The organism is Blautia sp. An249 (assembly GCF_002159835.1).
In the GTDB taxonomy this organism is placed as follows: Bacteria; Bacillota; Clostridia; order Lachnospirales; family Lachnospiraceae; genus Blautia_A; species Blautia_A avistercoris.
Genome location: NZ_NFJL01000001.1, coordinates 45928 through 72003, shown reverse-complemented (window position 1 = coordinate 72003; position 26076 = coordinate 45928). Strand labels below are relative to the sequence as shown.

Genomic DNA, 26076 nt, shown 5'->3' with positions numbered 1-26076 from the left:
AAAATCTAAATTCCATTGCTGCCGGAGTTTCTCTGTGATATAATCTTTTGAAACTACTGTAAGGGGGAATTTTCTATGAAATCAGTATTAATGATTGGCCAGTCCAATATGGCCGGCCGTGGATTTATAGAAGAAGTACCGGCCATCTGTAATGAACGGATTCAAATGCTCCGAAACGGAAGATGGCAGATGATGGAAGAACCTGTTAATTATGATAGGCCTGTTTCCGGAATCAGCCCTGCTGTCTCATTCGCCGCCATGTGGTGCCTGGAAAATAAAAAAGAAAAAATAGGCCTCATTCCCTGTGCCGAAGGCGGAAGTTCTTTAGATGACTGGTCTGCAGATAAAATCCTGTTCAGAAATGCCGTCTTCCAGACAAAATTTGCTCTCCAGAACAGTGAGCTTATCTGCATTTTATGGCATCAGGGGGAAAATGACAGCTATGAAGGACGCTATCAGACCTATTATGATAAATTAAAAGTTCTTTCCGATACCCTGCGAAAAGAGCTGAATGCTCCAGACGTTCCCTTTCTGATCGGCGGTCTGGCAGATTTTCTGGGGAAATACGGCTTTGGACGAAACTGTACCGAATACGAACAGATAAACTGCGAATTGCTGAGATTTGCCAGAGAGCAGAAAAACACGTATTTCGTCACTGCCCGCGGATTGACCTCTAATCCTGACGGAATCCATATCAATGCCGTCTCCCAGCGAAAATTCGGAGTCCGTTATTATGAAGCCTTTTCCAAAAGAACCCATGTACTGCATCCGCTGAAAAACGAACTGAACCTGCTGGAACCTGCTCTGAATCGCCCCTATACGAAGGGAGAACAACTGTATCTTACCATGTCGGAACTTGCATTGGGAAAAATTACTTATGAAGAATTTACCCGGCGTTTCAGGTAAATTTGCCCATTTGCGAAAAGCCACGCCTCGTTTTGATTTTACACGATAACCAACTGAAATGATAACATCCAGATTATAAAATTCTGTCATATGGGTCTGTGTTTTTCCTTCTACTGCCCCATGAGGAGTGGTAGTCGCAAATTTTGCGACCACCACTTGCCCTTCCAGTTCCTCACGTCTGGCATTGGCAATATGCTTACCTATTGTTTTCACATCTCGGTCAAACAACTCTGCCATTTGAACACGGTTGAGCCATACTGTTTCTTCTTCTGGAGTTACCGGAACCTCCAGTTTGATTCCATTATCTTCAAATAACACAATTTCTTTTTCCAAGTATTTATCCTCCGCCCTATTTTTTATATCAATGAATATTTAAATTATATCATTTTTGAAGAATATGAAAAGCACACATCCCATCTAATAGCACGGGTAAAGATACTTTTATAAAAATTTCAGCGTCTCTCCAATATCCCCGTCAATACAAATTGACCGGTCTGCGATTTCCCCGGGAGCGGCGGCCTCCCCCAGATTCACGCAGGCATACACCGCCATGGGATTCTCATAGGTCATCTGCCAGAAGGGATACTTGATGACCCCCGGGGTGTTATATCCTACAGCGATTTCCAAAAGCAGGATTCTTCCCTGATGTCTGCGCCGAAAATCTGCATAACGCCCGGCTGCTTTACGCCATCCCGTATCTTCCACAAAGGTGTCATCCGCACGTAGATTCATACTCATAGGTTTTCCGCATCTGGGACAGTAAGGAATCCATTCCGAAGGAACCTTCCTTTCCGGTCTTCTTCCTTCCGGCAGATACAGTTCCCCATTTTCAGCAATTTCGTATCCCTGAGCCTCAACCATCTTACGGATAACTGTTTCATTATCATACGTCTCCTGATGGCAGGGCACACTGCACTGAAACAATCCATAGTCCCCCTGGGTGTAAAACAACCGGCTCTTATCAAAACCGGCTTTCTGAAAACAGTGATCCACATTGGTTGTCAGAACGAAGTAATCTTTCTCTTTCACCAGCTCATACAACTTTTCATATACCGGTTTTGGGGCGTTCCTATAGCGGTTAATATAAATATATCTGCTCCAGTAGGCCCAGTGTTCTTCCAACGTTTCATAAGGATAAAAGCCTCCGGAATACATATCTCTGAAACCGTATTTTTCTGCAAAATCAGAAAAATATTTCTGAAAGCGGACTCCTGTATAATCAAAGCCCGCCGATGCAGACAGCCCGGCTCCTGCTCCCATAAGAATTGCATCGGCCCGCTCTATGACTTCACCCAGTCTCCGTATTTCATCCATGGTAAACCGGGGTTTCGACACACACCATCCTGGCATTGGATACACCGCCTTTCTTCTTAATAAATTCATACTTCTTCCTTTATATTTCTTACCGCCTGTACCGGGCAGTGCTCTAAACAACTCCCGCAGTGAAGACAGTGCTCCTGCATAATGCGGAAAGGTTCTCCCGGTTCAATGCATCCCTGAGGGCATACCCCCGCACAGGTTCCACATCCGATACAGTCCCCGGTAATCGTATAACCTTTCGGTTTTTTCTCACCGTTTCCTATAGTATACTGCATACGGAAAATGGGATGAACTCCCAGATGAAAATATTCTATCTGCATATCCCGGACACAGAATATGATTCCGATTTCCCTTGTGGAACCAGGATATACATTAGCCAGATAGGGCTGTTCCTGAAAAATCAGTTCTCTGTATTTTTTCTGTTCTTCTTCGGGAACTACAACCGCTTTTGCTGATACGCGGATCATCTCTTTGTATCTGGTATATGCCAGGATCTGCACCTGACCGTCATGCAGCAGTTCTCTGCAGAACTCCTTTCCTCTGGCAGTAAAAAAATACAATGCATCCGGTTCGTAATGAACGGCGCTGATACACCGCACCTGGGGAGATTTATCCAGCCCAACCGTGGCAAAATTTAATACGCCCACATACTGCAGTTTTTTCAGACAAGTCTGTGCATCCATTTTTACACCTCTTTCCAGCACTGGGGATCCACACCATAGAAGTTGCCGTCCTTTCCTGCCGCTACTGCCGGACAGCCCCGGCACCAGGCCAGTAATTCACATCTGGAGCATTTTTCAAACTTTCCATAGTCCCGGTATTCTTCCATCCGGCAGACCCAGACATCGGATATACGGTCTTTCAATACGTTTCCGACTTTACTGTTCTGTACTCGTCTGCAGGCATAAATATCTCCGGTGGGGAGAATGGTCATATGGCAGTTTCCGCAATTGCACCCGCCGTAAATCATTCCCTCCTGAGCGTCTTCGGGAATTTTAAAGATTCCCTCTTCATATTCATAAAGGGTCCAGAGGTGATCTTTTCTGTTAAAATAAGTAGAACATCCCTCATCTTCATATTTTCGGAATTTTTTATAACAGAGGTCTAACAGTTCCCGGTATTCCAAGGGCGTGATTCCTATTTCTTTCTCCTCACTTGTAGGACAATAACGGGCAAAGGCAAATACATCCGCCCCGTATTTCACTACCGTATCAATAATATCCGGAACTTCCCTGATATTTTTACCGGATACGGTTGTCATAATCACCGAACGTATCCCTGCCTCTTTGATGCATTGGATTTTTTCCAGAGTGCAGTCAAAGGACCCCGGTTTTCTGAACCAGTCATGAGTTTTTCGCATCCCGTCAAGGGAAAGCTGATATTTTTGACATCCATAGAATTTTAGTTTCTGACAGACCTGCGTGTTCAGATGGAATGGATTTCCTAAAATCGTAAATGGAATTTCATGCTCTTTAAACAATGACAGCAGTTTCCAGAAATCCGGATGCAAAATAGGATCGCCCCCTGTAATATAAAAATACGGAAGTCGTCCGAATGTCCGGCAGAAATCAAGACAGTTCTCAAATGTTTTCTGCATCTGGTTCCAGGTCATTGCCTCCGGTTTCTTACAATTATCTTCTGAAAAAATGTAACAGTGCTTACAACGCTGATCACACTCATCTGTTATATGCCATTGAAAAGCAAAATACTCTTTCATCTTCTTTTCCTCCTTTGAAATCACCTGAATCCTGTTTCCGGCAGGTTTACTCCTGCCGGAAATAAGAGTCCGGATTTATTTATCTCCGGCTCCGCAGGCAGTTCCACAGGCGGCGGGCTGTTCCTCCGGTTTGTCTCCGGCACCACAGGCAGTTCCGCAGGCAGCGGGTTTCTCTTCCGGTTTGTCTCCGGCTCCGCAGGCGGTTCCACAGGCAGATGCTGCCGGTTCCTCTTGTTTCTTCGCCCATCCGAATAAATTAGAAAGTGCCATAATATATTACCTCCGCTTTTCATTTTTGGAACGATTTCCTGTTCCATGGTCTTATTGTAGAACATGGAAAAAAAGAAAAACAGTACGCACTTTTTTATTACATAGTTACCTTTTTGTAACCTGAAAAGTTTGGATTTCCTATGTCCTCCTTGATTAAAAAATTTGGTGTGTGCCGTTATCCGTTTATCACAAGGCGGCTGGCTTTAAAATGGACGCGCACCATGGAAAACTTTTGCATTATTCCGATAAGTAAAAAATATTGTTCCGATACCGTTGATATTGTTCCGATAACAGGGTATACTATTGTTTGAAGTGAGGTGTAGATTTATGTACATGACAGTGAAGCAGGCTGCAGAGAAATGGGGCATTTCAGATAGAAGAGTAAGGATACTTTGTTCAGAAGGGAAGATACCAGGCGTTACCCGTGAGGGACGTAGCTGGAAAATACCAGAAAATGCAAAGAAACCAGAGGATAGACGATATAAGACTACAGAAAATTTATTGGAAATGATTGACAGAAAAAAAACAGAATTGAACTCCAGACGTCCGCTGACAGAGGGAGAGGTGGAACGTCTCACGGAGGAATTTGTAGTTGAATACACCTATAATTCCAATGCGATTGAGGGAAATACGCTGACCCTTCGGGAAACGGACATGGTACTGCGCGGGCTGACGATTGACAAAAAGCCGTTAAAAGATCATATGGAGGCGGTGGGACATAAAGAAGCCTTTTATTTTGTACAGGATTTAGTAAAAGAGCAGGTGCCTTTATCAGAGCGCGTAATCAAACAGATTCATTATCTGGTTCTGGCTGATAAAAAAGATGACCGTGGAGTTTACAGAAGAGTTCCGGTAAGAATCATGGGAGCGCAGCATGAACCGGTGCAGCCTTATCTTATCCAGCCTAAGATGGAACAGTTGCTGGATGACTATAGGAACAGCACAGAGCATATCATCCCCCGGCTTGCACAGTTTCATATTGAGTTTGAGGGCATCCACCCTTTTATCGACGGAAACGGCCGCACGGGACGGTTACTTGTGAATCTGGAATTGATGAAAGCAGGTTATCCGCCGATTGATATTAAATTTACAGATCGGATTGCCTATTATAACGCTTTTGATGAATATCATGTTAAACATAATTTAGGAGCAATGGAGAAATTATTTGCAGGGTATGTGAATGAAAGGCTGTACAGTTATTTGGCAATGTTGTAGAGGAGTTGCGGCAAGCACTTTACAAGGGCTTGCCCCTTGACACACAACTTTGCTTACAATGTGTAGTGTGTTATACGCTCTGCGTTTAAATGATTTTACTGCTCATTATATCTCTCCTTAAAGATACGTTTCCACTGATAAATAAGCATAACTGCACTTAATATCGCAGCCAGTGCATTGCTGATGGGGCCGGCCCAGAGAATACCGTTGAGCTAATTAAAAATACGTTTGACACAGATAAAAACATCTTTCTTATCTCAAACATGCTCTGTGAGAAATATGAATTTGGAAGTAGTCCTACGGAACTTCAAGTCATATCAGAGAATTGTATTTCCCGCTGAACAGATGGAACAACTTTAAGGAATCGCTTAGAATAATATCGGGGGATATGATAATATACCAGTATGACAGAGACCTTGATTTTCACAGTACGAAATTACCATAAAGGAGGGATTTGATGCTGACGAAAGAAGAACTGCCCGCCTGCCCTGTGGCAACTACTGTTCAGTTGATTGGCAGCAAATGGAAAATACTGATTATAAGAAATTTACTGCAGCGGCCGTGGCGCTTTAATGAATTGAAAAAAGATTTAGAAGGAATCAGCCAGAAAGTATTAACTGACAGCCTTCGTTCTATGGAAGAAGACGGAATCATTACCCGTACTGTCTATCCGGAAGTGCCTCCCCGGGTGGAGTATGCTTTAAGCGATCTGGGAGAGTCCATGCGCCCGATTCTGGACGCAATGGAAGAATGGGGACGTAATTATAAAAATACACACTAAGGCTTTTCTCTGTTTTTACATACTCTCCCAGGGATTCCCCTGTGATTTAAAGAATCAGATTTACAGTGAAACCGGTCATTAGGGCAAAGATCATGATAAATGCCAGATAAAGAAGGAAATGGCGGATGCCCAGTACGATTTTTACTGCCCCAAGATTCGTAATTTTCGTTGCCGGACCGGTAATCATAAAGGCGGCGGCGCTTCCCATAGACATTCCGTCCCAGAGCCACTGCTGGAGAAGAGGAATAGTACCTCCTCCGCAGGCATATAAAGGAACGCCGATTGTGGCGGCCATTAAGATACCAAACCCTTCATTTTCTTTTCCGAAAAGCCCCGCAAAAGTCTCAGCCGGAACATAGCGCTGAAACAGCGCTGACAGGACAATCCCCAGTAGAAACATAGGACCTGTGGCTTTTATATTGCGCCCGAAATTCTTTGCCAGCCGAAAGAAAGGACGGGGATCTGTGTCCCGGGTTTTCGGCGCGGCAAAGTCGGTAAAATTGAATAATTCCTTTTCTCTGAAGAAGAGAAATACCAGCAGTCCGGCCGCTGTACCGCAGAAAAAACAGGATAACAGCCGCACCCAAAACGCTGTTTGTCCAAGCGCCATACTGTAAATCAATAACTGAGGATTTAAAAGCAAAGAAGCCGTCATAAAAGCAGCCAGCCAGTCACTGCGCATCCCTTTCTGAGAAAAGGAAGCGGCAATGGGAATGGTTCCGTACATACAAAGAGGGGAAAGAATCCCGAGAATGCATGCGATAACAATTCCGGAGATCCCCAGTTTCCTGTTCCCCATTTTTTCAAATAACCGATGGATTTTATCTCTGGCAAAGACAGAGATAAGGGAACCAATCCCCATGCCCAATACCCAGTAAGGAAAAATCTGTTCCAGCTGTATGCAAAAGTAGTACCAGAGATAAATCAGTTCTCTCTGCAGGATTTCCATACAGGCACCTCCCTCTCTCTGTGTCAGTCAACAGATATAAGCTGGTAGCCGCGGCTTCCCAGTCCGATTTGCTCCGCCCATTCCAGTGTATGCAGGCCGTTTCTGGACTCAATGCGCTGAATAAGGGACTGGCCGTCCTCTGCATCGTAAACCAGATCAATACAGGCCTGATCCACAGCAACGGGATCAAAAGAAGCCAGTATCCCTATATCATGCATGTCCGGTTCTGCCGGATTTCCATCGCAGTCACAGTCAACAGAAAGCCGGTTCATCACATTGATATACAGAATATTTCCCTCCAGATAATCGACCACCGATTTGCCTGCCTCAGCCATGGATTCCAGAAAAGAATCCTGATCCGCGGTCCACATGCTGCCTCCCTGTCCGGCCGTATGAATATGACTTTTTCCTTCAGAGGAGGCAATACCGATGGAAATATTTTTGACTGCTCCTCCATATCCGGCCATAGCATGGCCCTTGAAATGAGAAAGCACTACATAATAATCATAATTGGCGAAGTGGGAACCCACATAATTCTCTGTCAGGTTCTTTCCCCCGGTCACCGGAAGCACCATGGAACCCTCTTCATCCATAATATCCACTTCTGCAATTTCTGTATATCCGTGATCCTCCGCAACCTGATAGTGCATGGCTGTGCTGGCACGCTGTCCGCCGTAGGCCGTATTACATTCTACTATGGCTGCGTCCAGTCCCCGCACCAAATCTCCAATCAGTTCCGGCCGCAGGTAATTGCTCCCGTTTTCTCCGGTGGAGAGCTTTACCGCCACTTTTCCCGCAGGTTTAGCCCCTAAAGCCTCATAGAGCGCCTGCAGCCCCTGGGGGCTAATATCTGTGGTCATATACACCTTTGGAGCATCAGCTGAAACCTGTTCCGTGCCATTTTCTTTTCTTCTTTCCTGCTCTTTTGTATCCTCTGCTTTTTCTGTACTCTGACTGCAGGCAGAAAGGCCAAACAGCAAAAACAGAGTCAGAAAAACGGAAGTCCATTTTTTCATTGGCATACCTCCCCGGATTATTCCATCGCTTTTTCCCAGTAACGAATCGTATTTACACCTGCCTGGTCAGCCAGAAGCTCAAGAGCATTAGTTTCTTCCTCATTTAAAGAAATTTCCAGTGCCTTTACGGCATCCTCCACATGCTTTATTTTCGTTACGCCGACGATGGGGAGAGTTCCCTTTCCAATCGCCCATGCTGTAGCTATCTGTGCCGGGGAAACACCTTTTTCATTTCCAATTTCTCTCATTTTTTCAAGCAGCGGTTCTACCTTAGGCAGAATTTCGTTATACACCTCGCCCCTGTCGCTTCCCTGAGGCAGCGGATGTCCGACATCGTATTTACCAGATAAAACACCCTGCTCCAGAACCATATAGGCAAAGAATATCATCCCATTTTCTCTGCAGTATTCCAAAATCCCGGAACTTTCCGAAGTACGGTTTAAAAGACTGTAATGATTTTGTACTGCAGACAGTCTTAATCCGTGTTCCTTTAAAATCCGGGCCGCTTCTTTGATTTCCGCCAGATTATGGTTGGATATTCCCAGCATGGGGACGTTTTCCCTGCCTTCAAAATACTTTGCCAGCTCTTTCGTCCAATGAGGTGCATCCACAGGGTTATGAATCCAGTAAATGTCCATGGAATCTGTTTCCAATAAACGGTATTGTGTCTCCAGCATATCCGCGACAGGGGTATTTGATTTCCTGTCAGCACACTGAGGCGTAAACTTATCGGATAAATAATAGGAATCTCTGGGAAGCTCTTTCAAAAAACTGCCCAGCGTCTTTTCTGACGTTCCCATACCATATACGTACGCCGTATCCCAGAGATTCAGGCCGTTTTTCATCGCTGCCTCAAAGACCGGTTTCATCGCTTCTGCCGTATGAACTCCTCCAAATGTTCCGTCATCGCCCCAGGCCCATGCACCCATTGCGATTTTGGGTAAGTTTCTGTTCTTATCCATCTCTTTTTCCATCCTTTCCCGTTTATAACGATTTTCCCAACTGATAAGCTTCTTTCATATGTATGCTTCTCTTTGTCATGGACGGCGTTCCGCACCCTGTTCCAAGGATCCTGCCGCAGTCCTCGAAGTTCATATATCTGCACAGTTTTTGGTAATGAGCTTCCAGGCAGGGCATAACATCCTCATCGCTGTCCCAGGCAGCCGCAATAAGGGCTGTTTTCAGCCTTTTCCCGGAAAGTTTCATTGTATAGCTGTAAAAACGGTCAATAACCATTTTTAACTGCGCCGACATTCCAAAATAGTAAACCGGTGTCACAAAAACTGCCATATCTGACGACAATAATGCCTCTTTTATCTGCACCACATCGTCATTCCATGCACAGTCTCCGTCCATCCCGCAATGCTCACATCCTATGCACGGATGGATGTTCATATGGGCTGCATCCAGGACACCGACCGTATGCCCGGCTTCTTTCGCACCCTCCATAAACTGTTCTGCCAGCAGATTGGAAGATCCTTTTTTGTGAGGACTTCCCTCTATTACAACAATCTTCATTTTTACTCCTTTCATGGCGCACTGGCTGCGCCAATAATGGTAGATTTGGAAGTTCACTTCCAAATTTACACCCCTAACAGTCTTCTTGCTCCAAGATAAGCAAGCTCATAAATCGTCATGTACTGATACTTTATATCTGCCTGCTTCATTGCCTCACGCTGCATATCCGAAACGACAGCATAAGGATAAATTCCATATACCAGCGGAAAAAAAGAATAGACAAATTCTTCCCGCTCTGCCTCTTCCATATCCGGACAGAAACGCTTTAAACAGTCCCGGACAGCCTGAATAGACCCTCCATATGCTTTCTTAAATTCCACCAGATTTTCCAGTCGGCTGTTCTGTTCCATCTCTTTCAGATTGGTAGACAACAGTTTTAAAAGCAGCTCTCTGTTCTCTAAAGTACGGGCAATCTTATCCGCCGCTTCCAGTCTGGAACTGCCCTTTCCGGAAAAGGAAATCCTGTCCAGCTCCTCTGTCCACAGCTCATATTCCTGCTGCAAAAGTCCCAGAAAAATTTCTTCCTTCGTCTGAAAGTAGTTATAAATAGAAGGGCGGGTAAAAGAGGTAAACGCTGCAATTTCTTTAATGGTTATTTCTTTAAAACCCATGGTCTCGTACAGTTTTGAACAGGCATGAATAATTTCTTCTCTTCTTGCCTGTGTACGCTCCGGTGATCCTTTAGGCATATTCTCACTCCTTATTTTTAAAGGACAGACATTTCCCAATCACATCGCCTGTTCTTAAATATTCATACGTCGGGAATTCAAACAGCACGGGCTTAAGGGAACCATAATTAATCTTCCCTTTTTCATCCAGATGTGTTTCTTCCACATACGTTCCGTCAATGGTACAGATGAAACTCTCGAATCCCTTTGTATTGTATACGTCTTCAACGGTACATTCCATTGTAAGAGGTGCTCTTTCGATGACTGGCGTTCCTGCGTCTCCCTTTGTATAGGCAAACAGCCCACCTTTATCTTCTTTCGTTCCGCTGACAGAACCGCTGTAATCCGCCAAAGGAAGAAGTTCCTCATCCACGATATTGACGGAAAGTTTCCTGGTCTCCTTAATACAGTGATTAATGAAATGAGGGGCTGCCAGACTGACCAGCACCCGATCGTGACCGATAATTCCCACATGCGCCACCAGTGTCCATGTGGGCCTTTCTCCATTCATTGCCCCGATGACCGTTACGGGAGTGGGATATAATGCCAATTGAGAACCAATATTTTTCTTCATTTTCAATCACTCCTCTTTTAATCTATTCTGACTCTGTGTCAGTATCTACAACATACCACTTTTCTGACATCGTGTCAATACTTATTTTGACATTATGTCAGTTTTGTTTTCGGACTGCCGCTTAAAGCTGCCTTTCCCATTGCTTTTTCTTCTTTAAACAGCAAAAGAAAAAGCCCATACACCCATTTAGGTATACAGACTTTTCTCAAAAGACCTGGATTATTTCAGTTCTGTTTTACGTATTACCCCGTAAGCGCCGGCGCCTGCAGCCACTGTCAGCAAAAGCATTGTCAGTAAAGGCAGAAAATGATTGATGGTACCGTCCGGCATAAAGCCAAAGGCCTTCATCAGAAACACACTCACTTTATTTGCTGCGGAATCGGATAAAGCAAATCGAGTCATAACTAACAATCCAACACTGCCAATGATAACTCCCAGGGAAATGGACAGGATCTTTCCTGCCTTATTCACTACCAGAACAGCCAGATAAAACAGACTGCATAGAAGCATATACAGAAGCAGAAGCCACAGCCAGTTTAGCAGAATATTTTCATATCCGTATAAACCGCCGTATATAGACTGGTATCCGGGCAGAACATAATGCAGCACATTTCCCACTACTGTATCTACCAGAGCCATGCATCCTGATATAAAGCCAAACATGGCAACGCAGGCGATAAATATGTATCTGCGGGTAAAACCGTTTTGTATCAGCATTTTAAAGTCTTCACTATATCCCAGCATTCCCAGAATCCCAACATAAATAAAGGTATTTGTCTCCAGACCACTGACCCCGATATATTCTGCGTTATCGACACTGACCCTCACGATCAGCGTCGCCAGTAAAACGACTGCATACTGAATTCCATAGAAAATCCAGATATACTTAAATGAAGTCATACATTCAAATTGAATAACCGCCTTTAATTTATTCATCTTCCTTCCCGCCTTTCTCTGTCAGTTTTACAAACAGCTTTTGTAAATTTATGGCCGAAATCTGCAAGTGACTTTCCTGGGGCAGCGGTGATTTTTCTCCCAGCACATAGGCAATTTTCAATCCGCCCAGTTCGTCACAGCCGATTACATTCTTCCCTTTACAGTAAGCGTCTACCTCCTGCATAGTGCCGGATACACTGTATCCGGATTCCATCAGATTTTCCACACTGTCCTGCAGCAGTATTTTTCCTTTGTCAATCAGCACCACTTCCTCTATCAGGTGGGATACTTCTTCAATCAGATGGGTGGCAATAATAATGGTTCGTTCGCTTTCTTCATATTCTTTCAGTAAAAGATGATAAAACAGTTCTCTGTGGTTGGCGTCCAACCCCAGCACCGGCTCGTCAAAAATCACATACGGTACCTTAAGCGCCAGAGCCACCGTTAATTTGAAAATGGACTGATACCCTTTGGAAAGCTGTTTATATTTTTTGTTCACATTCAGTTCAAATTTTTCTGCAGTCTCAAAGGCTTTTTCCAAATCAAACGCTTCATAAAAACGGTCAATCCATTTAAACTGATCTCTGATTTTTAAACCTGTGGAATACAGATCCGCCTCGCTCATGCAGAAAATCTTTTCATGGATCTGCATATTTTCTCTGGCCGTTAAACCATCAATCCGAATCTCACCCTCATCTGCAAAAATACGGTTGGCAATAATGTTAATCAAGGTAGATTTCCCCGCACCGTTTCTTCCTAAAAACCCATAAATTTTCCCGTATTCAAAGGAGAAAGAGACATTGTCAAGGGCGGTAACATCCTTATATTTTTTCGTTATATTCCTGATCTCAATTGTATTCATTTTCATAACCCCTTTCTATCAGCCGGATAACTTCTTCTTTTGACATGTTCAGCTTCGATGCCTCAGCAACTAACGTGGCTATGTACTGTTCAAAAAACTGTCCCTGCCGTTTCGCACGAATCTTACTGACTGCCCCTTCTTTCACATACATTCCCAGACCTCTCCTTTTATAAATAATTTCTTCATCCACAAGCATATTCATCCCTTTCAGGACCGTATGGGGATTAATATTCAGCAACGCGGAAATTTCATTGGTAGAGGGAACTTTCGATCCCTCCGGAAAAACCCCGGTGAATATGGAATCCTCCAGTTGTTCTGCTATCTGAATGAAAATCGGTTTTTCCGAATTTGTATCTATGCGCACACTATCACTCCTTAGTTTGTATGTTTGTTACTTGAGTAACTAACTAACTTGCATTTATCATAACCGATATATCATAGATTGTCAATAGGTTTTATAGGAAATCCGACGGGATTTCCTATTACGATTCGGGTGTCAGAAGCCTCTTCTGGAATTATGTTTCGGTAAAATACACAAAATCATCCGGACGTCGCGACTTTGCGCACAATGGAGATGAGACTCAGGGAATCGTGGAAGCCTTTGCTGAACACGATTTCCGGTTTCGGAGGCTCATCGGAGTGTTTTTGTGCGCTTCGCGCGGAAGGATATTTTGTGCATTTTGCCAAGTATAGAAAAAAAGAGCGGCTTTTGACACCCTAATCCTATTACATAAGAACAAAGAGGACAAGTCCTCTTCAACTCCCTACATCCCTCACTCATGAGGGACTTGTACTCTTTGCGCGCCAGATGCAGACTGCCGCAGGCAGTCATAATTCCAAATGCATCTGGTCGCATCCACAGCGGAGCGATTTTTATGCAATAGGAAATCCGGCGGAATTTCCTATTGCATAAAATAACTCCGGCCCGTAAGCCGGAGTCGTAAAGACCACCTCATCTCCTCTATATTTATCTGACATCCCGCTCTGCTGCGGCTTTCCCTGACTTCACATGCAGTAGTGTCCGGTTTCCCCGCTTTAACAGATACTCTGCATTGCAGGCCACACTTTCCCGCACCCTCCGGGTCATATTCCCGCTCTCCGGAGCCTTTAGCATATTTCCACTGGTTTCTGAAAAGCGGATATAAAGTCTGTAACGTCCCTGACGTATCACCAGCTTTTGCTTTTCCATCTTTTCGACCACGGCTCCTAAATACGTTGCAAAACGATACTCTTTCTTCCCGGTAAAAAGAAAGCCCACCGTTCCCGTAAAACCCACTTTGGCCAGAGGAACAGTCGCGGCCGCAGTCATAAATGAACCCCGGGGGAAAAACTGCTGTGTCCAGATATATTTTTCCGGAAAGGAGTGTCCGCTGTCCCCTTCCATATAGCCCGCTCCCTTTTGGAAAATCAGCTTCTCCTGATCCACTCTCAGATACCCATCCACCCGATGTCTCATACTGTAAACCGTATGCCGGCATTCCATTGCGGGAATCCAGGCAAACGGCCCCATAATATCGTACTTAGGTCTGGCAAATTCCCCAAATCGCAAAGCCCCGCGGACCGTCACGCTTTTCTTTTCTGCTTTCTTATCCTGCTTTCCGGTATTCTTTTGTTTTTCCTCTTCTGTCCGGAAGGCCTCCATGTTCAGACGGATTCCCTTTGAAGAAAACAGGTTTTCTCCAATCTGCATAACTCCTTTTTTCCGGTTCAGCCGAAATCGGGAAACCGGAAACTCTCTGTAAAAACTCCCCTTCTCTGTGATTACCTGAATGGAACAGGAACGTTTTTCCGAAGACAGATGTACCGCCGGAATCACCGCCGCACATCCTTCTTTTCCCTGACATCGGAAATACCATCCGTAGAAATAATCATTCATATGGGATTCCCTCCTGTGCCGGACCTTCCATCGGATTTCCCTCACAGTCAAACCGGGAACCGTGACAGGGACAGTCCCAGGAGCGTTCATCCGGATTCCATGACAGTTCACAGCCCATATGCGGGCAGACCACATCCACCTGAAAAACTTCCCCTTTTTCTGATTTATATACCCCGGCTTTTCCCAAAGGAGTCTCCACAACAGCTCCGTGTCCCGGTTCCAGGGCATTTACCGTCTCAGAAGGAAGATGAAAGAACCGTTTCGTCAGTCCTTTTACGGCTTTTCCTCCGTCTTTCATAAGCTGAGGAATTTCCTCCATGGAGAATCTGGACGGAGCAAATACTTCTTCAAAGGGGTTTCTGATTTCACAGATTTGATCTCTTAACAGCATAGCGGATACCATGGACGAACTCATCCCCCATTTCTGAAATCCCGTTGCCACAAACCAGTTGGGACGATCTGCGGCGTACGGTCCGATAAATGGAATTTTATCTGCTGTGATACAGTCCTGGGCTGACCAGCAGGCAGCCACAGAACTTTGCGGAAACAGTTTCCCGGCAGCCTCTTTCAGTTTTTCATAACGTCCTCCTGTACGGTTCTCTCCCGTCCGATGCGCCGCTCCTCCCAACAGCAGATAGTTCTCATACTGCCGGAAAGAAAGAGAGTTCTCCCCGTCTCCTATATACATTCCGGAAATTTTCCCTGCATTTTCCAGTGCGATCACATAGGATCTCTCCTGATGCATCCTGGCAAAATACAGTCCCGGAAAATTAATAAAAGGAAAATGTGTGGCAAATACAATTTTATCTGCCTTTACACTCCCGCGGGGTGTCTTTACCAAATTTTCATTCACTTCTGTTGCCGGAGTATGTTCGTAGATCTTTAATTTCTCTGCCAGTGCTCCCAGAAACTTCAGAGGATGAAACTGCGCCTGCCCCGGGAAACGCACCACGCCGGCACAGGATACCGGAACTTCAATCTGACGTTCCAATGATGCGTCTATTCCCAGACTCTGTGCTGCCTCTGCCTCCTGTCTTAATTTCTCTTCCTCCCCGGAATAGACATAAGCATCCCTCTCGCTCAGATCACAGGCAATCTCCTGTTCTTTCATAATCCGTTTATATTCTTCTACCGCAGCCTGATTGGCCTGAACATATTTCTCTGCCGTTTCCTTCCCCTTTTTCTCTATAAAAGAATGACAGAACATCCCATGCTGCGAAGTAATCTTTGCTGTGGTATTCTGCGTCTGTCCCGCCCCGATTGTATCCGCTTCCAGCACCACCGTATGCACACCCGCCTGCTCAAGCTGCCATGCCGTCAGAATCCCTGCCATACCTGCGCCGATTACGACCACATCTGTTTTCACATTCCCCTCAAGCTCCGGGTATCTCTTTATATCACAGGTCTTACACCAAATGGATTCCATTATCTGCCTCCTCAACGCTTTTATCTATAACATTTCCCGCTGAGTAAGGTTTATACACGCCCGGATATTAAATATTTCTGCGTAGATAAATCATGTCAATTAACTGAATTCCGTCTTCATAAATGGGATGGTCATAATGATCCGTAAAAAAATTTTTAATGCTGTGGGAGCGCACAAAGCCGCACCTTTCATAAAAGGGAATGGTATATGGACTCTCTCCTGTCCCCACCTGCAACAGTTTATATTGTCCATGGTATTTATCTGCAAGAAATTCAATTAATTTCTTTCCATATCCCTTCCTCTGGCTGCCTGGTTTCGTGGCAATATTTTTGATTTCCAGTATCCCCTCTCCTTCGTCTGTGACAACGCATTCACTTTTTACTCCATTGTCATCCAGCACATACATCGTTCCTCTATCCAGGTACCGGTCTATCATATTTTCCTGTTCATCTGCCAGCAGCAGCAGGGACAGAAACTGTTTCTTATTCTTTTCCATCTCCCTGATTTCCAAACAATACACCTCTTTTTTTGATAGTATCTATCTTAATAGTGCGTACTTGCATAATCGCTCATATAAAGATATCATATAGGCATCACAAAGACAAGGAGTGTTGAATATGAAGAAAGAAATAAATCTGTGGGATTATGCCGGAGACATCATGAAAGAACTTCAAAAAGGTGTCCTTCTGACCACGAAATCAGGAGAACGGGTAAACACCATGACCATTGCATGGGGAACTCTGGGAATTGAATGGGCCAGACCCATTTTCACGGTTTTTGTAAGAGAAAACCGGTATACCAGAACCTTCTTAGAGGAAAATCCGGAGTTTACGATCAATGTTCCCTATGGAACCCTTGATAAAAAAATCCTGGGAATCTGCGGTACAAAATCAGGAAAGGATACGGATAAAATCCAACTGGCCGGACTGACTCTGGAACCACCGGAAGTTATTTCTGTCCCCGCAATTAGGGAATTGCCTCTTACGCTGGAATGTCGGATCATTTATAAACAGAAACAGGATCCGGAAGCAATTACCGAGGAAAGTAAGAGGAAATTTTATCCTCAGGATGTAGACGGCAGCTTCTGCGGCTCAAACCGGGACTATCACACTGCCTACTATGGAGAAGTCCTGGCTGCTTACCTTATTGAGTAGACTCTATAACCTCCTTCATCCCATTAAAAGGGCCATGTTCCTTTCAGACATGGCCTTTTTTTCCTCAGCAGTTTCCGTTTTTCTGATTCAGTCTTTTGATACTTTATCCAATATAGTATAAATCACATAGTTTATAATGAAATAAAATACCGAAAGAATAACCAGTGTCTTTCCCTCAATGGAGTGCTTCATGGCATAGGTTACTCCCACATAGGTAATAAAAAAAATAATAAAATTAATCACAGTTCGTTTCAATGGTTTCATACCGGTTTCCTCCTTCCTGTACCAGTCTGTTTTTGTTCTTCCAGTAATTCCGTTGCCTTTTTATTCAGCAAGGCGATAACCTCAATAAGAGCCTCTTCCCCGAAGCTGCGGCATTTCCGAAAAGCATAGAAGCCTCCGCAGATCGCATACGTCAGAACAATATTGGCAACTGCATCCTCTTTATAATCTGGTCTGACCCCAAAAACCGCCTCTTTCAGACTGTTTTCGATACGGACTAAAAAGTAATCCGAACGGCTGCCGGAAAAAAGTGTTTCGATCAGATTCTCATGGGACAGATATGCATAAAGTAACTGTTTATTAAATTCTTCCGGATTGGAAAATAAAAATTCCGGATTTCCTATTTCTTCAAGGACTTCATTTGCAACCTGCATTTCCAGGTATTCGGATAAAGCATACAGGTCAGTAAAATGGGAATAAAAGGTGGATTTATTTATCATTGCCTTTTCACATAATTCTTTCACCGTTATTTTTTCAATGTTTTTCTGAGAACGCAATTCCAAAAAGGCATTTATAATACTGTTTTTCGTTTTCACAATCCTTACATCCATAACAATTCCCCTCTGTTTTTCCGACTTTCTTTTCTAAACGTTGGTTTTCCAACTCTATGGAACGATTGTTGGTACCCATTCCTGTTACAAATTATTATAATGAAAAAAACAACTAATGTCTATTATTCAGGAGGGAAAAATGGATTATTATGGATTTTATACAGGACAGGAATTCACTGCCTATTCCTATTTAGGCGCACATACGGAAGAGAGAGGAACTGTTTTTCGCACGTTTGCTCCCAATGCACAGAAAATATCCGTCATAGGCGATTTTAATGGCTGGCAGGAAACACCCATGCAGAAAGTTTATGACGGAAATTTCTGGGAATGTTACATAGCAGACGCCCTTCAGGGCATGAAGTATAAGTATCGGATTTACAGCCAAAACGGAAATTATATCGATCACTGTGATCCCTATGGTTTTTATTCGGAACTGCGGCCGAAAACCGCGTCTGTTATTTACAGTTTGTCCAATTATACCTTCCATGACGCCGCGTATCTGAAACAACGCAAAAACAATCCCCACGCTCCGGTAAATATCTATGAAATTCACGCCGGTTCATGGAAAAAACCATCCGATGAAAAAGAATCCTGGTATACTTATGGCGAATTAGCAGATTTACTGATTCCGTATCTTTCGCAGAATCATTATAATTTTGTGGAAATTATGCCCTTAAACGAATATCCCTGCGACGAATCCTGGGGCTATCAGGCAACCGGATTTTTCAGTCCCACCTCCAGATATGGGAATCCGGATGAACTGCGTTATTTTGTGGATAAATGCCACGCAGAAAACATCGGCGTAATTATTGATTTTGTTCCTGTGCATTTCGCCGTCAATGATTATGCTCTTTGGAATTATGACGGCACATCTATCTATGAATATCCCCATAATGATATTGGATTTAATCAGTGGGGAAGCTGCAATTTTATGCACTCGAGAGGTGAGGTCAGAAGTTTTCTGCAGTCCTCCGCTTATTATTGGCTGAAGGAATTTCATTTTGACGGCCTCAGAACAGATGCTGTAAATAATCTGATTTACTGGCAGGGAACTCCTGAACGGGGAACCAATCAGCCTGCCATTCAGTTTATTCAAAATATGAACCGGGGACTGAAAGAGAGAATCCCTTCTGCCCTTTTAATTGCAGAAGATTCCTCCGCTTACCAGGGTGTTACTGCCCCTGTGGAAAAGGGCGGCTTAGGATTTGATTATAAATGGGATCTGGGCTGGATGAACGACACGCTTACCTTTCTGCAGTCTCCGCCCTCCGTGCGTTCAGAACAGTATCATAAATTAACCTTTTCCATGGACTATTTCTACAATGAGCGCTATCTTCTGCCCCTGTCCCATGATGAAACTGTCCATGGAAAGGCCGCTGTCGTACAGAAAATGAACGGATCGGACTACCTGAATAAATTTGCACAGGCCCGGCTGCTTTATATGTATATGTACGCCCATCCGGGAAAGAAACTGAACTTTATGGGAAATGAAATCGGACATATGCGGGAATGGGATGAAAAAAGAGAGATGGACTGGAATTTACTTCAGTTTCCTCAGCATGACGCTTTTTACCATTTTATGAGGGAATTAAACGAAATTTATATGGAAAATCCAGCGTTTTATGAAGGGGATTATGACCGGGAAGGCTTCCAGTGGATGGACTGCGAGCATAAAGCAGACACCATTTATGCCTTTCTTCGGAAATCAAAACGGCAGACCCTTTTGGCTGTATTTAATTTCAGCAATAAAGACGTATTAACCTATGAATTAGAAATGCCGGATAAGAAGCAGGTGAATCTGCTGCTTCACAGCGACTGGGAATGTTTCGGAGGAACCACGACACCAAACAACACTTTTTATTCCTTCAGGAAATCCTTATTGAAAATTAATGTAAAAGGCTTTTCGGCCATATACTTTACAGTCAGATAATACGCCAGATGCAGACTGCCGCAGGCAGTCTGCATCTGGTCGCATCCATAGCGGAGCGCTTTTCATTCCATTAGGCGTTTGCTTTCTTCCTGTATTTTCTGTAGATAAGTACTGCTCCGATTGCGATCAGGGCAATCACAGCGCCATCTGCAGCATAGATTTTTATCTTCCACCCTTCCATGCCGCTTTGCTGATGTTCTTCATCATAAGCCCAGCTATTTGCTGTAGTATACAGAATATTCTTTGTGGCCTGGCGCATATAATTCACATTGGAAGCGGCAGTTTTATCCGTTACCTGATTCGGACCGCCTGCATAAGTTGACAACATGGCATCCACCCCGTTTGCCAAAGCCATATCCGCATTCATAAATCCATGACCGTTATTTCTGAAGAAATCAGATACCACGAATCCGCGGAATCCCCATTCGTCGCGCAGAACGGTATTCATCAGGCTGGAAAGTTCACCTACCCATTTGTTTCCAAGGAAAGCCCAGGACGCCATGGCAGCCGTCGCCCCTCCTTCTTTTACAGAAATCTCAAATGGTTTCAGGTAGATTTCCCGCATGGCCTGTTCTGTTGACCAGGCGCTTACCATTTTTCCATTCGAATCATACATAGCAAAATGCTTAATTGTGGAATACACACCCTTTTCATTGGCTGCTGCCACCGCTGCCGCTGCAATTTTTCCTGCCAGCACTCCATCCTCCGAGAAATATTCATAATTTCTTGCTGTAAAAGCAGAACGGTGTGTATTCATGCCAGGCGCATACCAGCCGGTAGCTCCCATTTCCTTTGCCATCTGCGCCATAGCATCGCCCCATAATGCCGCCATCTCTTTATTCCAGGTACAGGCAATCACTACTTCAACCGGGAAACCGATGGAACCGGCTCCAGTAAAGTTATGATTAATCGCCGCAGGTCCGTCACAGTCCACATTCTGTACTTTTCCAATAGACGGAACAGCGCCTGTCTGGTAGCCGGAAAGAGCAATTAAATCACTCATTTCATCCACTGTAAGCTGATCCAGTAAATCGTCCCACATAGGATCGTCATAGTCTTTTCCACGCAAATCCACCAGCTTTAATCCATTATCTTTTCCCGTTACAGGCATCTCATCCTCTTCGTTAATATAAGCGGCAGGATCATAATTTGCATTCAGATGATACCCTTCTTTGTAATTTTCAGGCATATTTAAGTCTGAAGGAGCTGCTGTTGCTTCCTCGTAATTTGCAAATCCGTCTTTTCTTGAAAGATATGTCACATCCCCCTGCGCCTCCTGGAACAGATTCGCAGCTGCTGTATCGTCACTCTTTCTCGGATTTTCCTGATTATATACAATCGTTTTATCCACCTGGTAAATTTCCGAATCCAGAACGTGATGGGAATCACTGTTTATGGAAAGAATATATTCACCTTCCTCCAGTACATATGCCTCTGCTGTTTTTTCATCATACGAAGCCATCTCCTCCTGGTCGAACTGAAAATGAATGGTTTCGCTCTGTCCCGGTTCCAGCAATGATGTCTTTTCAAAATCCAGCAGATTCGCGGATGCTTTTTCGATTCCTCCATTGGTGTAAGGGGGATTATAATAAACCTCTACCACATCTTTTCCTGCAATATCTCCTGTATTTTCTACTGTTACATCAAAACTGACAACTCCGTCTTCTTCCGTCAGAGAGCTCATTTCCTGTTTGAAGCTGGTATAACTTAATCCATAGCCAAAAGGATACTGTACAACTTTCTCATAGTCAATGACATTCTCTGAAGCGGCCGTTTCGTAATATTTATATCCCACGTAAATCCCTTCCACATAGTTTATAAAAGAAGGGGAATAGTTTGTGGCTACCCCGGAATTCATACCCTCTACTGTCATTTCTTTCATATTTTCATAATCTGTTTTTTCTGCGTTATAATAGTAGGGCGCCTTGTCTATGTCATATACAAACGTATCGTTTGTTTTTCCGGATGGATTGACCTGGCCGCATAAAATTTTCCCCAGCGCGCCGAATCCCACATTTCCCGGACCAGGAGCCCAGATAACGGATTTGATTTGCGGATGTTCTTCTGTAAATCCCAATTCAAAAGTATAGGCAGCGTTATAGACAACAATCACATTATCAAAATTCTCGCAGACCATATTTACCATATCTTCTTCGGTCCGGGAAAGCTGGAGGTAATGTTCTCCCTCTTCAAAGTCCGCATAATCCTCTGAATTGTCGTCATACTGAGCTTTTGACATATCCTGCGGAATATCGTTATGACCCTCCCCTGCCAGCCGTGAAATTACCACAACCGCAGTGTCTGAATATGCTTTAGCATTGTCCAGCAGCTCATCTGAATACGTACTGACCGGAGGCTCCGGCAAGTCCCAGTTCTGTGCTGCCTCTATGGACATAGCCGCCCTGTTTTCACAATATTCTGTATAAAAATCCAACAGTTCCTGATTTACATCATAACCGCTGTTTTTTATTCCATCCACCAGACTGACCACCGGATATAAATCATTAATTGCTCCGGATCCGCTTCCTCCGTAAATCGGATTGGAAGCAGCCCATCCGAACAGATTCAGTTTCTTTGTATCCTTTAAAGGCAGAAATCCCTGTTCATTTTTCAAAAGGACAAATCCTTCTTCTGAAATTTCTTCTGCTGCCGCCTCTGCCTCTGCCGTTGTTTCTTCTGTTACAGTTCCACTCCCCATAGTAAGACTGACCAACGTATACATAGGTCCGAACACAATGGCATTTACCATAATTACGATTCCAAGCAGCATTGCCAGAACGGTTTCCCACCGAAGGAAGGATCTTTTTTGCTTTGGAAGTTTTCTTGATGCAATCAGTATAATCAAAGCAGCCAGAATAATAATTCCCAGTGCAATCAGATAATTTCTGCATGTCTGCAATACCCCAATTACATCTGACATCTCAATACCTATCATACTCTTCTCCTCCTATTTATTTGTTTTTCATACCATAGCACATTTTTCTTCTTATAACGGTCCCTGTCACAAGATGTTCTTTTCTGTCGCAAAATGCATCTGTCATTTCTTTTGTTTTTCCGGCATAATCCAGAACTTCATCATGGGATAACTAATTGCTACCTGCATGATGATGTTTACAACATTGGCCAGGGTCGGTGCCAGTCCTTCCGAAGCTCCTATGTTTACAAAAAAACTCTGGCTATATGCCGGAAGAGCCGCAGATAAAAATACAAGTACTACCGCCATAAAAATATATTTTGGCACCGCTTCCTGAAAAGCTGCACTGGACTTAAATACAAAATTTTTCTGTACGAAAAAATTTACGGTCTGCGCCAGTGCCGTTGCCACAAGAAAGCTAAGAAAACCGCACAAACCCAGATTCGATTTTATATTATCCTCATAATTAAACACTAAAAACCGAAAAGGCGTTTCTGATAAACTGCGAAATACAAATCCTGTACAGATCCACATCACTGCAAAATTTACTACCGTTGCACAGTTTGACAGGATATTAAACAGAATAAACTCCCATGCAGTCGGATGAGCTATGATAAACCTTCTCACACCGTTCATTTCATATCCCCTTTCTCAGCTCAGCTTCATATCTTTTATTTAACTTTCGGTTTTTAAAAAAGCCCCCGATAACTTTACTCATTCCCCGGAAAAAATGCCCGTTAACTACAGTAACCAGTCCTTCTGTCATCTCCATAGAAACCAGTCCTCCCGTCATCTTTGCAATGGCCCGAAACGGCATATTATACTGAAATAGCGTATTTAAATCCGGAGTATTGCTCTCTTCAGATTTCTTTACACGAGCAGCCAGTTTTTTGCAGATAAAACGGGCCAGTCCGCTTTTTGCATAATACATCTGACAGAGTGCATCATTTAATCCCAATTTTCCTTTCCAGCTTCCGTCCGGTATCGGATGCCCCAGAAGAGTCTCGTATTCCCTGTCTGAAACCTTTTGTACCGTTCCCGCAAAATAAGATGGAACCCGATTTGTATAATAAGGCATTATCTGGGTCGTTCCTCCTACAGGCAAAAAGCTTTCCAGACAAATATTCTCCACACTGGTTCCGATTTGAATACAATACTCTCCTTCTTCTGTCTCCCATCGGTTTGTTTTTACATTCCAATAACGGAAGGTCTTATCATCAAAGAGAATCGTAACCCTTTTTTCTTCTCCCGCTTTTAAAAATACTTTACAGAATCCCTTTAGTTCCTTTTTCGGACGAAAAACTTTGCTTTCAGGAAGTCCCACATAAAGCTGTGCAATTTCCGCCCCGTCAAATCTGCCTGTATTTTTCAATGTAAAGCTTACGCCTGTACGTTCTATTTTCAGAGCACTGTATGCAAAGCTGGTATAAGACAACCCGTATCCAAACGGATAAGTTACAGGAACCCCTGCTGTATCAAAGTATCGGTATCCCACATACAGTCCTTCTCTGTATTCCGAGTTTCTTTCCTGAGCGGGATAATAATGATAAGAGGGTGTATCTTCATACCGCCTCAGATACGTCTCCGCAAGTTTTCCGGAGGGATTTACCTTTCCTGTAATCACATTAAGAATGGCTCGCGCTCCTGCCTGTCCGGACAACGAGCCGTACAACAAAGCCTTTAAATGATGGTGCCAGGGCATTTCGATGACTGATCCGGCGCTGATAACGCCTGCGATATTCTGGTTTGCCTTTGCCAGTTCCTGCAAAAGTGTAATCTGATTCTGCGGAATCCGCAGGTGTTTCCTGTCCAGTCCTTCTGTTTCGCTTTGTTCATTCAGTCCGAAGAAAAACAGTACCACATCACTGCTTCTAGCCAGATCCAGGGCTTCCTTTTTCATTGCTTCGTCTTCCCGTCCGTCTCGCTGATACCCCTGTACGATTCCTGTCACTTGCAGTTCCTGCATTCCCAGCATTTCTTTAATCGAATCTGTCTTTGTAGAATTCACCATGGAGGATCCGGCACCCTGATACCTGGGCGTAAAAGCAAAATCTCCGATTATGGCTGCCCTTACCCCTTTTTTCAGAGGAAGAATGTTCTCCTCATTTTTCAGCAGGACAATGCTGCCCTCGCTGGCTTTTCTTGCCAGTTCATGGTGTTTTTCATGAATCGCCTGTTTATTTTTTTCTTTTTTATAATTTTTTGCTGATTCTGTCAGATCCATTACAAGGGTCAGGAGTTCATCCACCCGTTCATTCACATCTTCTTCTTTTAGCTTTCCGTTTTCAACCGCTTCCAGAATCTGTCTTGCCGAATCCAGGCCGGGAGTAGGCATTTCCAGGGTGGAGCCGTTTTTCACACCTGCACAATGATCGTTAGACCCTCCCCAGTCGGTAATAACCGCTCCCTGAAATCCCCATTCATCCCTTAAAATTTCTTTTAATAGATGTTTGTTTTCATTGGCGTATACTCCGTTTACCTCATTATAGCTTGTCATAACCGTCTTAACGTTTCCTTCTTTAACGGCAATCTCAAATCCGGTCAGATATATTTCTCTGAGGGTTCGCTCATCGATTACTGCATTCATAGCCATGCGCCGAAGTTCCTGGCTGTTCACTGCAAGGTGCTTTGCACAGGCTGCAGCTCCCTGCTTTTGTACTCCCCGGATAAACGCAGCCGCCATCTTTCCTGACAAATAAGGATCCTCAGAAAAATATTCAAAGTTTCTGCCGCACAATGGATTTCTTTTGATGTTCAGGCCAGGCCCCAGAAGCACATTTACCTCTTCCTCCATGGCTTCTTTTCCAAGGGCTTCCCCCACCTGTTCTTCCAGTTTCTCATCCCAGCTGTTTGCCATGGCTGCGGCTGTTGGAAAACAAGTGGCAGGAACAGATGGATTGATTCCCAGATGATCTCCGGCTCCTGCCTGTTTCCGCACGCCATTGGGGCCGTCTGCACAGAATATGGAAGGAATGCCGATTCTTGGAAAATCCCTTGTTTCCCATTCGCTTTTTCCACTGAGAAAGGCAGCTTTTTCTATTAATGTCATTTTTTCAATGATCTCTTTATGCTTCATTCCTTTCCTCCTCTCTTCTTCCTGTCAGAAACTATATCATAAAAATCTTATCCGGAAATGTCCGTGACACAAGATGCGGATTTCCGGCACAAAATACATAACTGATAATTTCCCTGTGGGAACAAAGAGGACAAA

General features: G+C 44.0%; 26 protein-coding genes and 1 pseudogene. 5 read left to right on the top strand and 22 right to left on the bottom strand.

Annotation, left to right across the window (positions count from 1 at the left end; all coding sequences use genetic code 11):
• Window positions 1–75: 75 nt before the first annotated feature.
• Window positions 76–906 carry a sialate O-acetylesterase gene (locus tag B5F53_RS00365; RefSeq protein ID WP_087218074.1) on the top strand — a complete coding sequence of 277 codons (831 nt, stop codon included), beginning with the start codon at window positions 76–78 and terminating at the stop codon, window positions 904–906.
• 12 nt (window positions 907–918) lie between these two features.
• Here the strand turns inward: B5F53_RS00365 and rhuM are convergent.
• The 5 genes and pseudogenes from rhuM to acgA form a co-directional block, all read right to left on the bottom strand.
• Window positions 919–1143 (bottom strand): annotated as a pseudogene (rhuM, locus tag B5F53_RS20775) (RhuM family protein); the annotation flags it as partial.
• 204 nt (window positions 1144–1347) lie between these two features.
• Window positions 1348–2220, bottom strand: a complete 873-nt coding sequence (locus tag B5F53_RS00355) for an SIR2 family NAD-dependent protein deacylase (RefSeq protein ID WP_087219018.1) — start codon at window positions 2218–2220, stop codon at window positions 1348–1350.
• A gap of 65 nt (window positions 2221–2285) precedes the next feature.
• Window positions 2286–2909 carry a 4Fe-4S binding protein gene (locus tag B5F53_RS00350; RefSeq protein WP_087218071.1) on the bottom strand — a complete coding sequence of 208 codons (624 nt, stop codon included), beginning with the start codon at window positions 2907–2909 and terminating at the stop codon, window positions 2286–2288.
• 2 nt (window positions 2910–2911) lie between these two features.
• Entirely contained in the window at window positions 2912–3943 is a 1032-nt protein-coding gene (gene acgM, locus B5F53_RS00345) for a radical SAM/SPASM domain protein, ACGX system (RefSeq protein WP_087218068.1), read from the bottom strand.
• Window positions 3944–4018: 75 nt separating this feature from the next.
• Window positions 4019–4213 (bottom strand): ACGX-repeat peptide, encoded by a 195-nt coding sequence (gene acgA, locus B5F53_RS00340; protein WP_087218065.1) that lies wholly within the window; start codon window positions 4211–4213, stop codon window positions 4019–4021.
• A 327-nt stretch (window positions 4214–4540) separates the two neighbouring features.
• Here acgA and B5F53_RS00335 point away from each other — a divergent pair, with 327 nt between their 5' ends.
• Together B5F53_RS00335 and B5F53_RS00330 are read left to right on the top strand one after the other, a co-directional pair.
• Window positions 4541–5428, top strand: a complete 888-nt coding sequence (locus B5F53_RS00335; RefSeq protein ID WP_087218061.1) for a Fic family protein — start codon at window positions 4541–4543, stop codon at window positions 5426–5428.
• 457 nt (window positions 5429–5885) lie between these two features.
• Window positions 5886–6209, top strand: a complete 324-nt coding sequence (locus B5F53_RS00330; protein ID WP_087218058.1) for a winged helix-turn-helix transcriptional regulator — start codon at window positions 5886–5888, stop codon at window positions 6207–6209.
• Between the two features lie 46 nt (window positions 6210–6255).
• Here B5F53_RS00330 and B5F53_RS00325 read toward each other — a convergent pair whose 3' ends face one another.
• The 12 genes from B5F53_RS00325 to B5F53_RS00270 all read right to left on the bottom strand — a co-directional run bounded on the left by B5F53_RS00325 (window position 6256) and on the right by B5F53_RS00270 (window position 16530).
• Window positions 6256–7158: a permease gene (locus B5F53_RS00325; protein WP_087218055.1), complete on the bottom strand. Its 903-nt coding sequence runs from the start codon at window positions 7156–7158 to the stop codon at window positions 6256–6258.
• A gap of 23 nt (window positions 7159–7181) precedes the next feature.
• Window positions 7182–8018 carry a DUF362 domain-containing protein gene (locus B5F53_RS00320; RefSeq protein WP_334293646.1) on the bottom strand — a complete coding sequence of 279 codons (837 nt, stop codon included), beginning with the start codon at window positions 8016–8018 and terminating at the stop codon, window positions 7182–7184.
• Between the two features lie 173 nt (window positions 8019–8191).
• Window positions 8192–9136, bottom strand: coding sequence for an aldo/keto reductase (locus B5F53_RS00315; RefSeq protein WP_087219015.1), 945 nt, complete (start codon window positions 9134–9136; stop codon window positions 8192–8194).
• 22 nt (window positions 9137–9158) lie between these two features.
• Window positions 9159–9692 (bottom strand): flavodoxin family protein, encoded by a 534-nt coding sequence (locus tag B5F53_RS00310; protein WP_087219012.1) that lies wholly within the window; start codon window positions 9690–9692, stop codon window positions 9159–9161.
• 65 nt (window positions 9693–9757) lie between these two features.
• The gene (locus B5F53_RS00305) at window positions 9758–10381 is read right to left on the bottom strand and encodes a TetR family transcriptional regulator (RefSeq protein WP_087218050.1); all 624 of its coding nucleotides are present in this window, start codon (window positions 10379–10381) and stop codon (window positions 9758–9760) included.
• A 4-nt stretch (window positions 10382–10385) separates the two neighbouring features.
• Window positions 10386–10934 carry a flavin reductase family protein gene (locus B5F53_RS00300; RefSeq protein WP_087218047.1) on the bottom strand — a complete coding sequence of 183 codons (549 nt, stop codon included), beginning with the start codon at window positions 10932–10934 and terminating at the stop codon, window positions 10386–10388.
• A gap of 219 nt (window positions 10935–11153) precedes the next feature.
• Window positions 11154–11870, bottom strand: a complete 717-nt coding sequence (locus B5F53_RS00295; protein ID WP_087218044.1) for a hypothetical protein — start codon at window positions 11868–11870, stop codon at window positions 11154–11156.
• Window positions 11863–12732: an ABC transporter ATP-binding protein gene (locus tag B5F53_RS00290; protein ID WP_087218041.1), complete on the bottom strand. Its 870-nt coding sequence runs from the start codon at window positions 12730–12732 to the stop codon at window positions 11863–11865. Before B5F53_RS00290 ends, B5F53_RS00295 begins: the two co-directional genes overlap by 8 nt.
• Window positions 12719–13096: a GntR family transcriptional regulator gene (locus B5F53_RS00285; RefSeq protein ID WP_087218038.1), complete on the bottom strand. Its 378-nt coding sequence runs from the start codon at window positions 13094–13096 to the stop codon at window positions 12719–12721. The genes B5F53_RS00290 and B5F53_RS00285 overlap by 14 nt, the downstream gene beginning before the upstream one ends.
• Before the next feature lie 603 nt (window positions 13097–13699).
• Window positions 13700–14608 carry a tocopherol cyclase family protein gene (locus B5F53_RS00280; protein ID WP_087218035.1) on the bottom strand — a complete coding sequence of 303 codons (909 nt, stop codon included), beginning with the start codon at window positions 14606–14608 and terminating at the stop codon, window positions 13700–13702.
• Window positions 14601–16034: an FAD-dependent oxidoreductase gene (locus tag B5F53_RS00275; protein ID WP_087218032.1), complete on the bottom strand. Its 1434-nt coding sequence runs from the start codon at window positions 16032–16034 to the stop codon at window positions 14601–14603. Before B5F53_RS00275 ends, B5F53_RS00280 begins: the two co-directional genes overlap by 8 nt.
• Before the next feature lie 67 nt (window positions 16035–16101).
• Window positions 16102–16530 (bottom strand): GNAT family N-acetyltransferase, encoded by a 429-nt coding sequence (locus B5F53_RS00270; RefSeq protein WP_442856278.1) that lies wholly within the window; start codon window positions 16528–16530, stop codon window positions 16102–16104.
• A gap of 121 nt (window positions 16531–16651) precedes the next feature.
• On the opposite strand from B5F53_RS00270, the gene B5F53_RS00265 reads away from it, so the two are divergent.
• Window positions 16652–17188: a flavin reductase family protein gene (locus tag B5F53_RS00265; protein ID WP_087218026.1), complete on the top strand. Its 537-nt coding sequence runs from the start codon at window positions 16652–16654 to the stop codon at window positions 17186–17188.
• Between the two features lie 87 nt (window positions 17189–17275).
• On the opposite strand, the gene B5F53_RS19775 is transcribed toward B5F53_RS00265, so the two are convergent.
• Both B5F53_RS19775 and B5F53_RS00260 read right to left on the bottom strand, forming a co-directional pair.
• Complete coding sequence (locus tag B5F53_RS19775) at window positions 17276–17452, bottom strand: hypothetical protein (RefSeq protein ID WP_162610501.1); 177 nt, start codon at window positions 17450–17452, stop codon at window positions 17276–17278.
• Window positions 17449–18021 carry a TetR/AcrR family transcriptional regulator gene (locus B5F53_RS00260; RefSeq protein WP_140398187.1) on the bottom strand — a complete coding sequence of 191 codons (573 nt, stop codon included), beginning with the start codon at window positions 18019–18021 and terminating at the stop codon, window positions 17449–17451. Before B5F53_RS00260 ends, B5F53_RS19775 begins: the two co-directional genes overlap by 4 nt.
• 115 nt (window positions 18022–18136) lie before the next feature.
• Between B5F53_RS00260 and glgB the strand changes: the two genes are divergently transcribed.
• Complete coding sequence (gene glgB / locus B5F53_RS00255) at window positions 18137–19951, top strand: 1,4-alpha-glucan branching protein GlgB (RefSeq protein ID WP_275532186.1); 1815 nt, start codon at window positions 18137–18139, stop codon at window positions 19949–19951.
• A gap of 70 nt (window positions 19952–20021) precedes the next feature.
• Here glgB and B5F53_RS00250 read toward each other — a convergent pair whose 3' ends face one another.
• The 3 genes from B5F53_RS00250 to B5F53_RS00240 all read right to left on the bottom strand — a co-directional run bounded on the left by B5F53_RS00250 (window position 20022) and on the right by B5F53_RS00240 (window position 25941).
• Complete coding sequence (locus B5F53_RS00250; RefSeq protein ID WP_087218020.1) at window positions 20022–22886, bottom strand: glycoside hydrolase family 3 protein; 2865 nt, start codon at window positions 22884–22886, stop codon at window positions 20022–20024.
• 102 nt (window positions 22887–22988) lie between these two features.
• A complete protein-coding gene (locus tag B5F53_RS00245; RefSeq protein ID WP_087218017.1) occupies window positions 22989–23501 on the bottom strand; it encodes a polysaccharide biosynthesis protein GtrA in 513 nt (170 codons plus the stop codon).
• Between the two features lies 1 nt (window position 23502).
• A complete protein-coding gene (locus B5F53_RS00240) occupies window positions 23503–25941 on the bottom strand; it encodes a glycoside hydrolase family 3 C-terminal domain-containing protein (protein ID WP_087218014.1) in 2439 nt (812 codons plus the stop codon).
• Between the last annotated feature and the right edge of the window lie 135 nt (window positions 25942–26076).

What these genes read in the sequence shown, in the direction of transcription:
- B5F53_RS00365 (WP_087218074.1), top strand. Translation starts at nt 76, where the DNA reads ATGAAATCAGTATTAATGATTGGCCAGTCCAATATGGCCGGCCGTGGA.
- B5F53_RS00355 (WP_087219018.1), bottom strand. Translation starts at nt 2,220, where the DNA reads ATGGATGAAATACGGAGACTGGGTGAAGTCATAGAGCGGGCCGATGCA.
- B5F53_RS00350 (WP_087218071.1), bottom strand. Translation starts at nt 2,909, where the DNA reads ATGGATGCACAGACTTGTCTGAAAAAACTGCAGTATGTGGGCGTATTA.
- acgM (WP_087218068.1), bottom strand. Translation starts at nt 3,943, where the DNA reads ATGAAAGAGTATTTTGCTTTTCAATGGCATATAACAGATGAGTGTGAT.
- acgA (WP_087218065.1), bottom strand. Translation starts at nt 4,213, where the DNA reads ATGGCACTTTCTAATTTATTCGGATGGGCGAAGAAACAAGAGGAACCG.
- B5F53_RS00335 (WP_087218061.1), top strand. Translation starts at nt 4,541, where the DNA reads ATGTACATGACAGTGAAGCAGGCTGCAGAGAAATGGGGCATTTCAGAT.
- B5F53_RS00330 (WP_087218058.1), top strand. Translation starts at nt 5,886, where the DNA reads ATGCTGACGAAAGAAGAACTGCCCGCCTGCCCTGTGGCAACTACTGTT.
- B5F53_RS00325 (WP_087218055.1), bottom strand. Translation starts at nt 7,158, where the DNA reads ATGGAAATCCTGCAGAGAGAACTGATTTATCTCTGGTACTACTTTTGC.
- B5F53_RS00320 (WP_334293646.1), bottom strand. Translation starts at nt 8,018, where the DNA reads ATGACCACAGATATTAGCCCCCAGGGGCTGCAGGCGCTCTATGAGGCT.
- B5F53_RS00315 (WP_087219015.1), bottom strand. Translation starts at nt 9,136, where the DNA reads ATGGATAAGAACAGAAACTTACCCAAAATCGCAATGGGTGCATGGGCC.
- B5F53_RS00310 (WP_087219012.1), bottom strand. Translation starts at nt 9,692, where the DNA reads ATGAAGATTGTTGTAATAGAGGGAAGTCCTCACAAAAAAGGATCTTCC.
- B5F53_RS00305 (WP_087218050.1), bottom strand. Translation starts at nt 10,381, where the DNA reads ATGCCTAAAGGATCACCGGAGCGTACACAGGCAAGAAGAGAAGAAATT.
- B5F53_RS00300 (WP_087218047.1), bottom strand. Translation starts at nt 10,934, where the DNA reads ATGAAGAAAAATATTGGTTCTCAATTGGCATTATATCCCACTCCCGTA.
- B5F53_RS00295 (WP_087218044.1), bottom strand. Translation starts at nt 11,870, where the DNA reads ATGAATAAATTAAAGGCGGTTATTCAATTTGAATGTATGACTTCATTT.
- B5F53_RS00290 (WP_087218041.1), bottom strand. Translation starts at nt 12,732, where the DNA reads ATGAATACAATTGAGATCAGGAATATAACGAAAAAATATAAGGATGTT.
- B5F53_RS00280 (WP_087218035.1), bottom strand. Translation starts at nt 14,608, where the DNA reads ATGAATGATTATTTCTACGGATGGTATTTCCGATGTCAGGGAAAAGAA.
- B5F53_RS00275 (WP_087218032.1), bottom strand. Translation starts at nt 16,034, where the DNA reads ATGGAATCCATTTGGTGTAAGACCTGTGATATAAAGAGATACCCGGAG.
- B5F53_RS00270 (WP_442856278.1), bottom strand. Translation starts at nt 16,530, where the DNA reads ATGGAAAAGAATAAGAAACAGTTTCTGTCCCTGCTGCTGCTGGCAGAT.
- B5F53_RS00265 (WP_087218026.1), top strand. Translation starts at nt 16,652, where the DNA reads ATGAAGAAAGAAATAAATCTGTGGGATTATGCCGGAGACATCATGAAA.
- B5F53_RS19775 (WP_162610501.1), bottom strand. Translation starts at nt 17,452, where the DNA reads ATGAAACCATTGAAACGAACTGTGATTAATTTTATTATTTTTTTTATT.
- B5F53_RS00260 (WP_140398187.1), bottom strand. Translation starts at nt 18,021, where the DNA reads ATGGATGTAAGGATTGTGAAAACGAAAAACAGTATTATAAATGCCTTT.
- glgB (WP_275532186.1), top strand. Translation starts at nt 18,137, where the DNA reads ATGTCTATTATTCAGGAGGGAAAAATGGATTATTATGGATTTTATACA.
- B5F53_RS00250 (WP_087218020.1), bottom strand. Translation starts at nt 22,886, where the DNA reads ATGATAGGTATTGAGATGTCAGATGTAATTGGGGTATTGCAGACATGC.
- B5F53_RS00245 (WP_087218017.1), bottom strand. Translation starts at nt 23,501, where the DNA reads ATGAACGGTGTGAGAAGGTTTATCATAGCTCATCCGACTGCATGGGAG.
- B5F53_RS00240 (WP_087218014.1), bottom strand. Translation starts at nt 25,941, where the DNA reads ATGAAGCATAAAGAGATCATTGAAAAAATGACATTAATAGAAAAAGCT.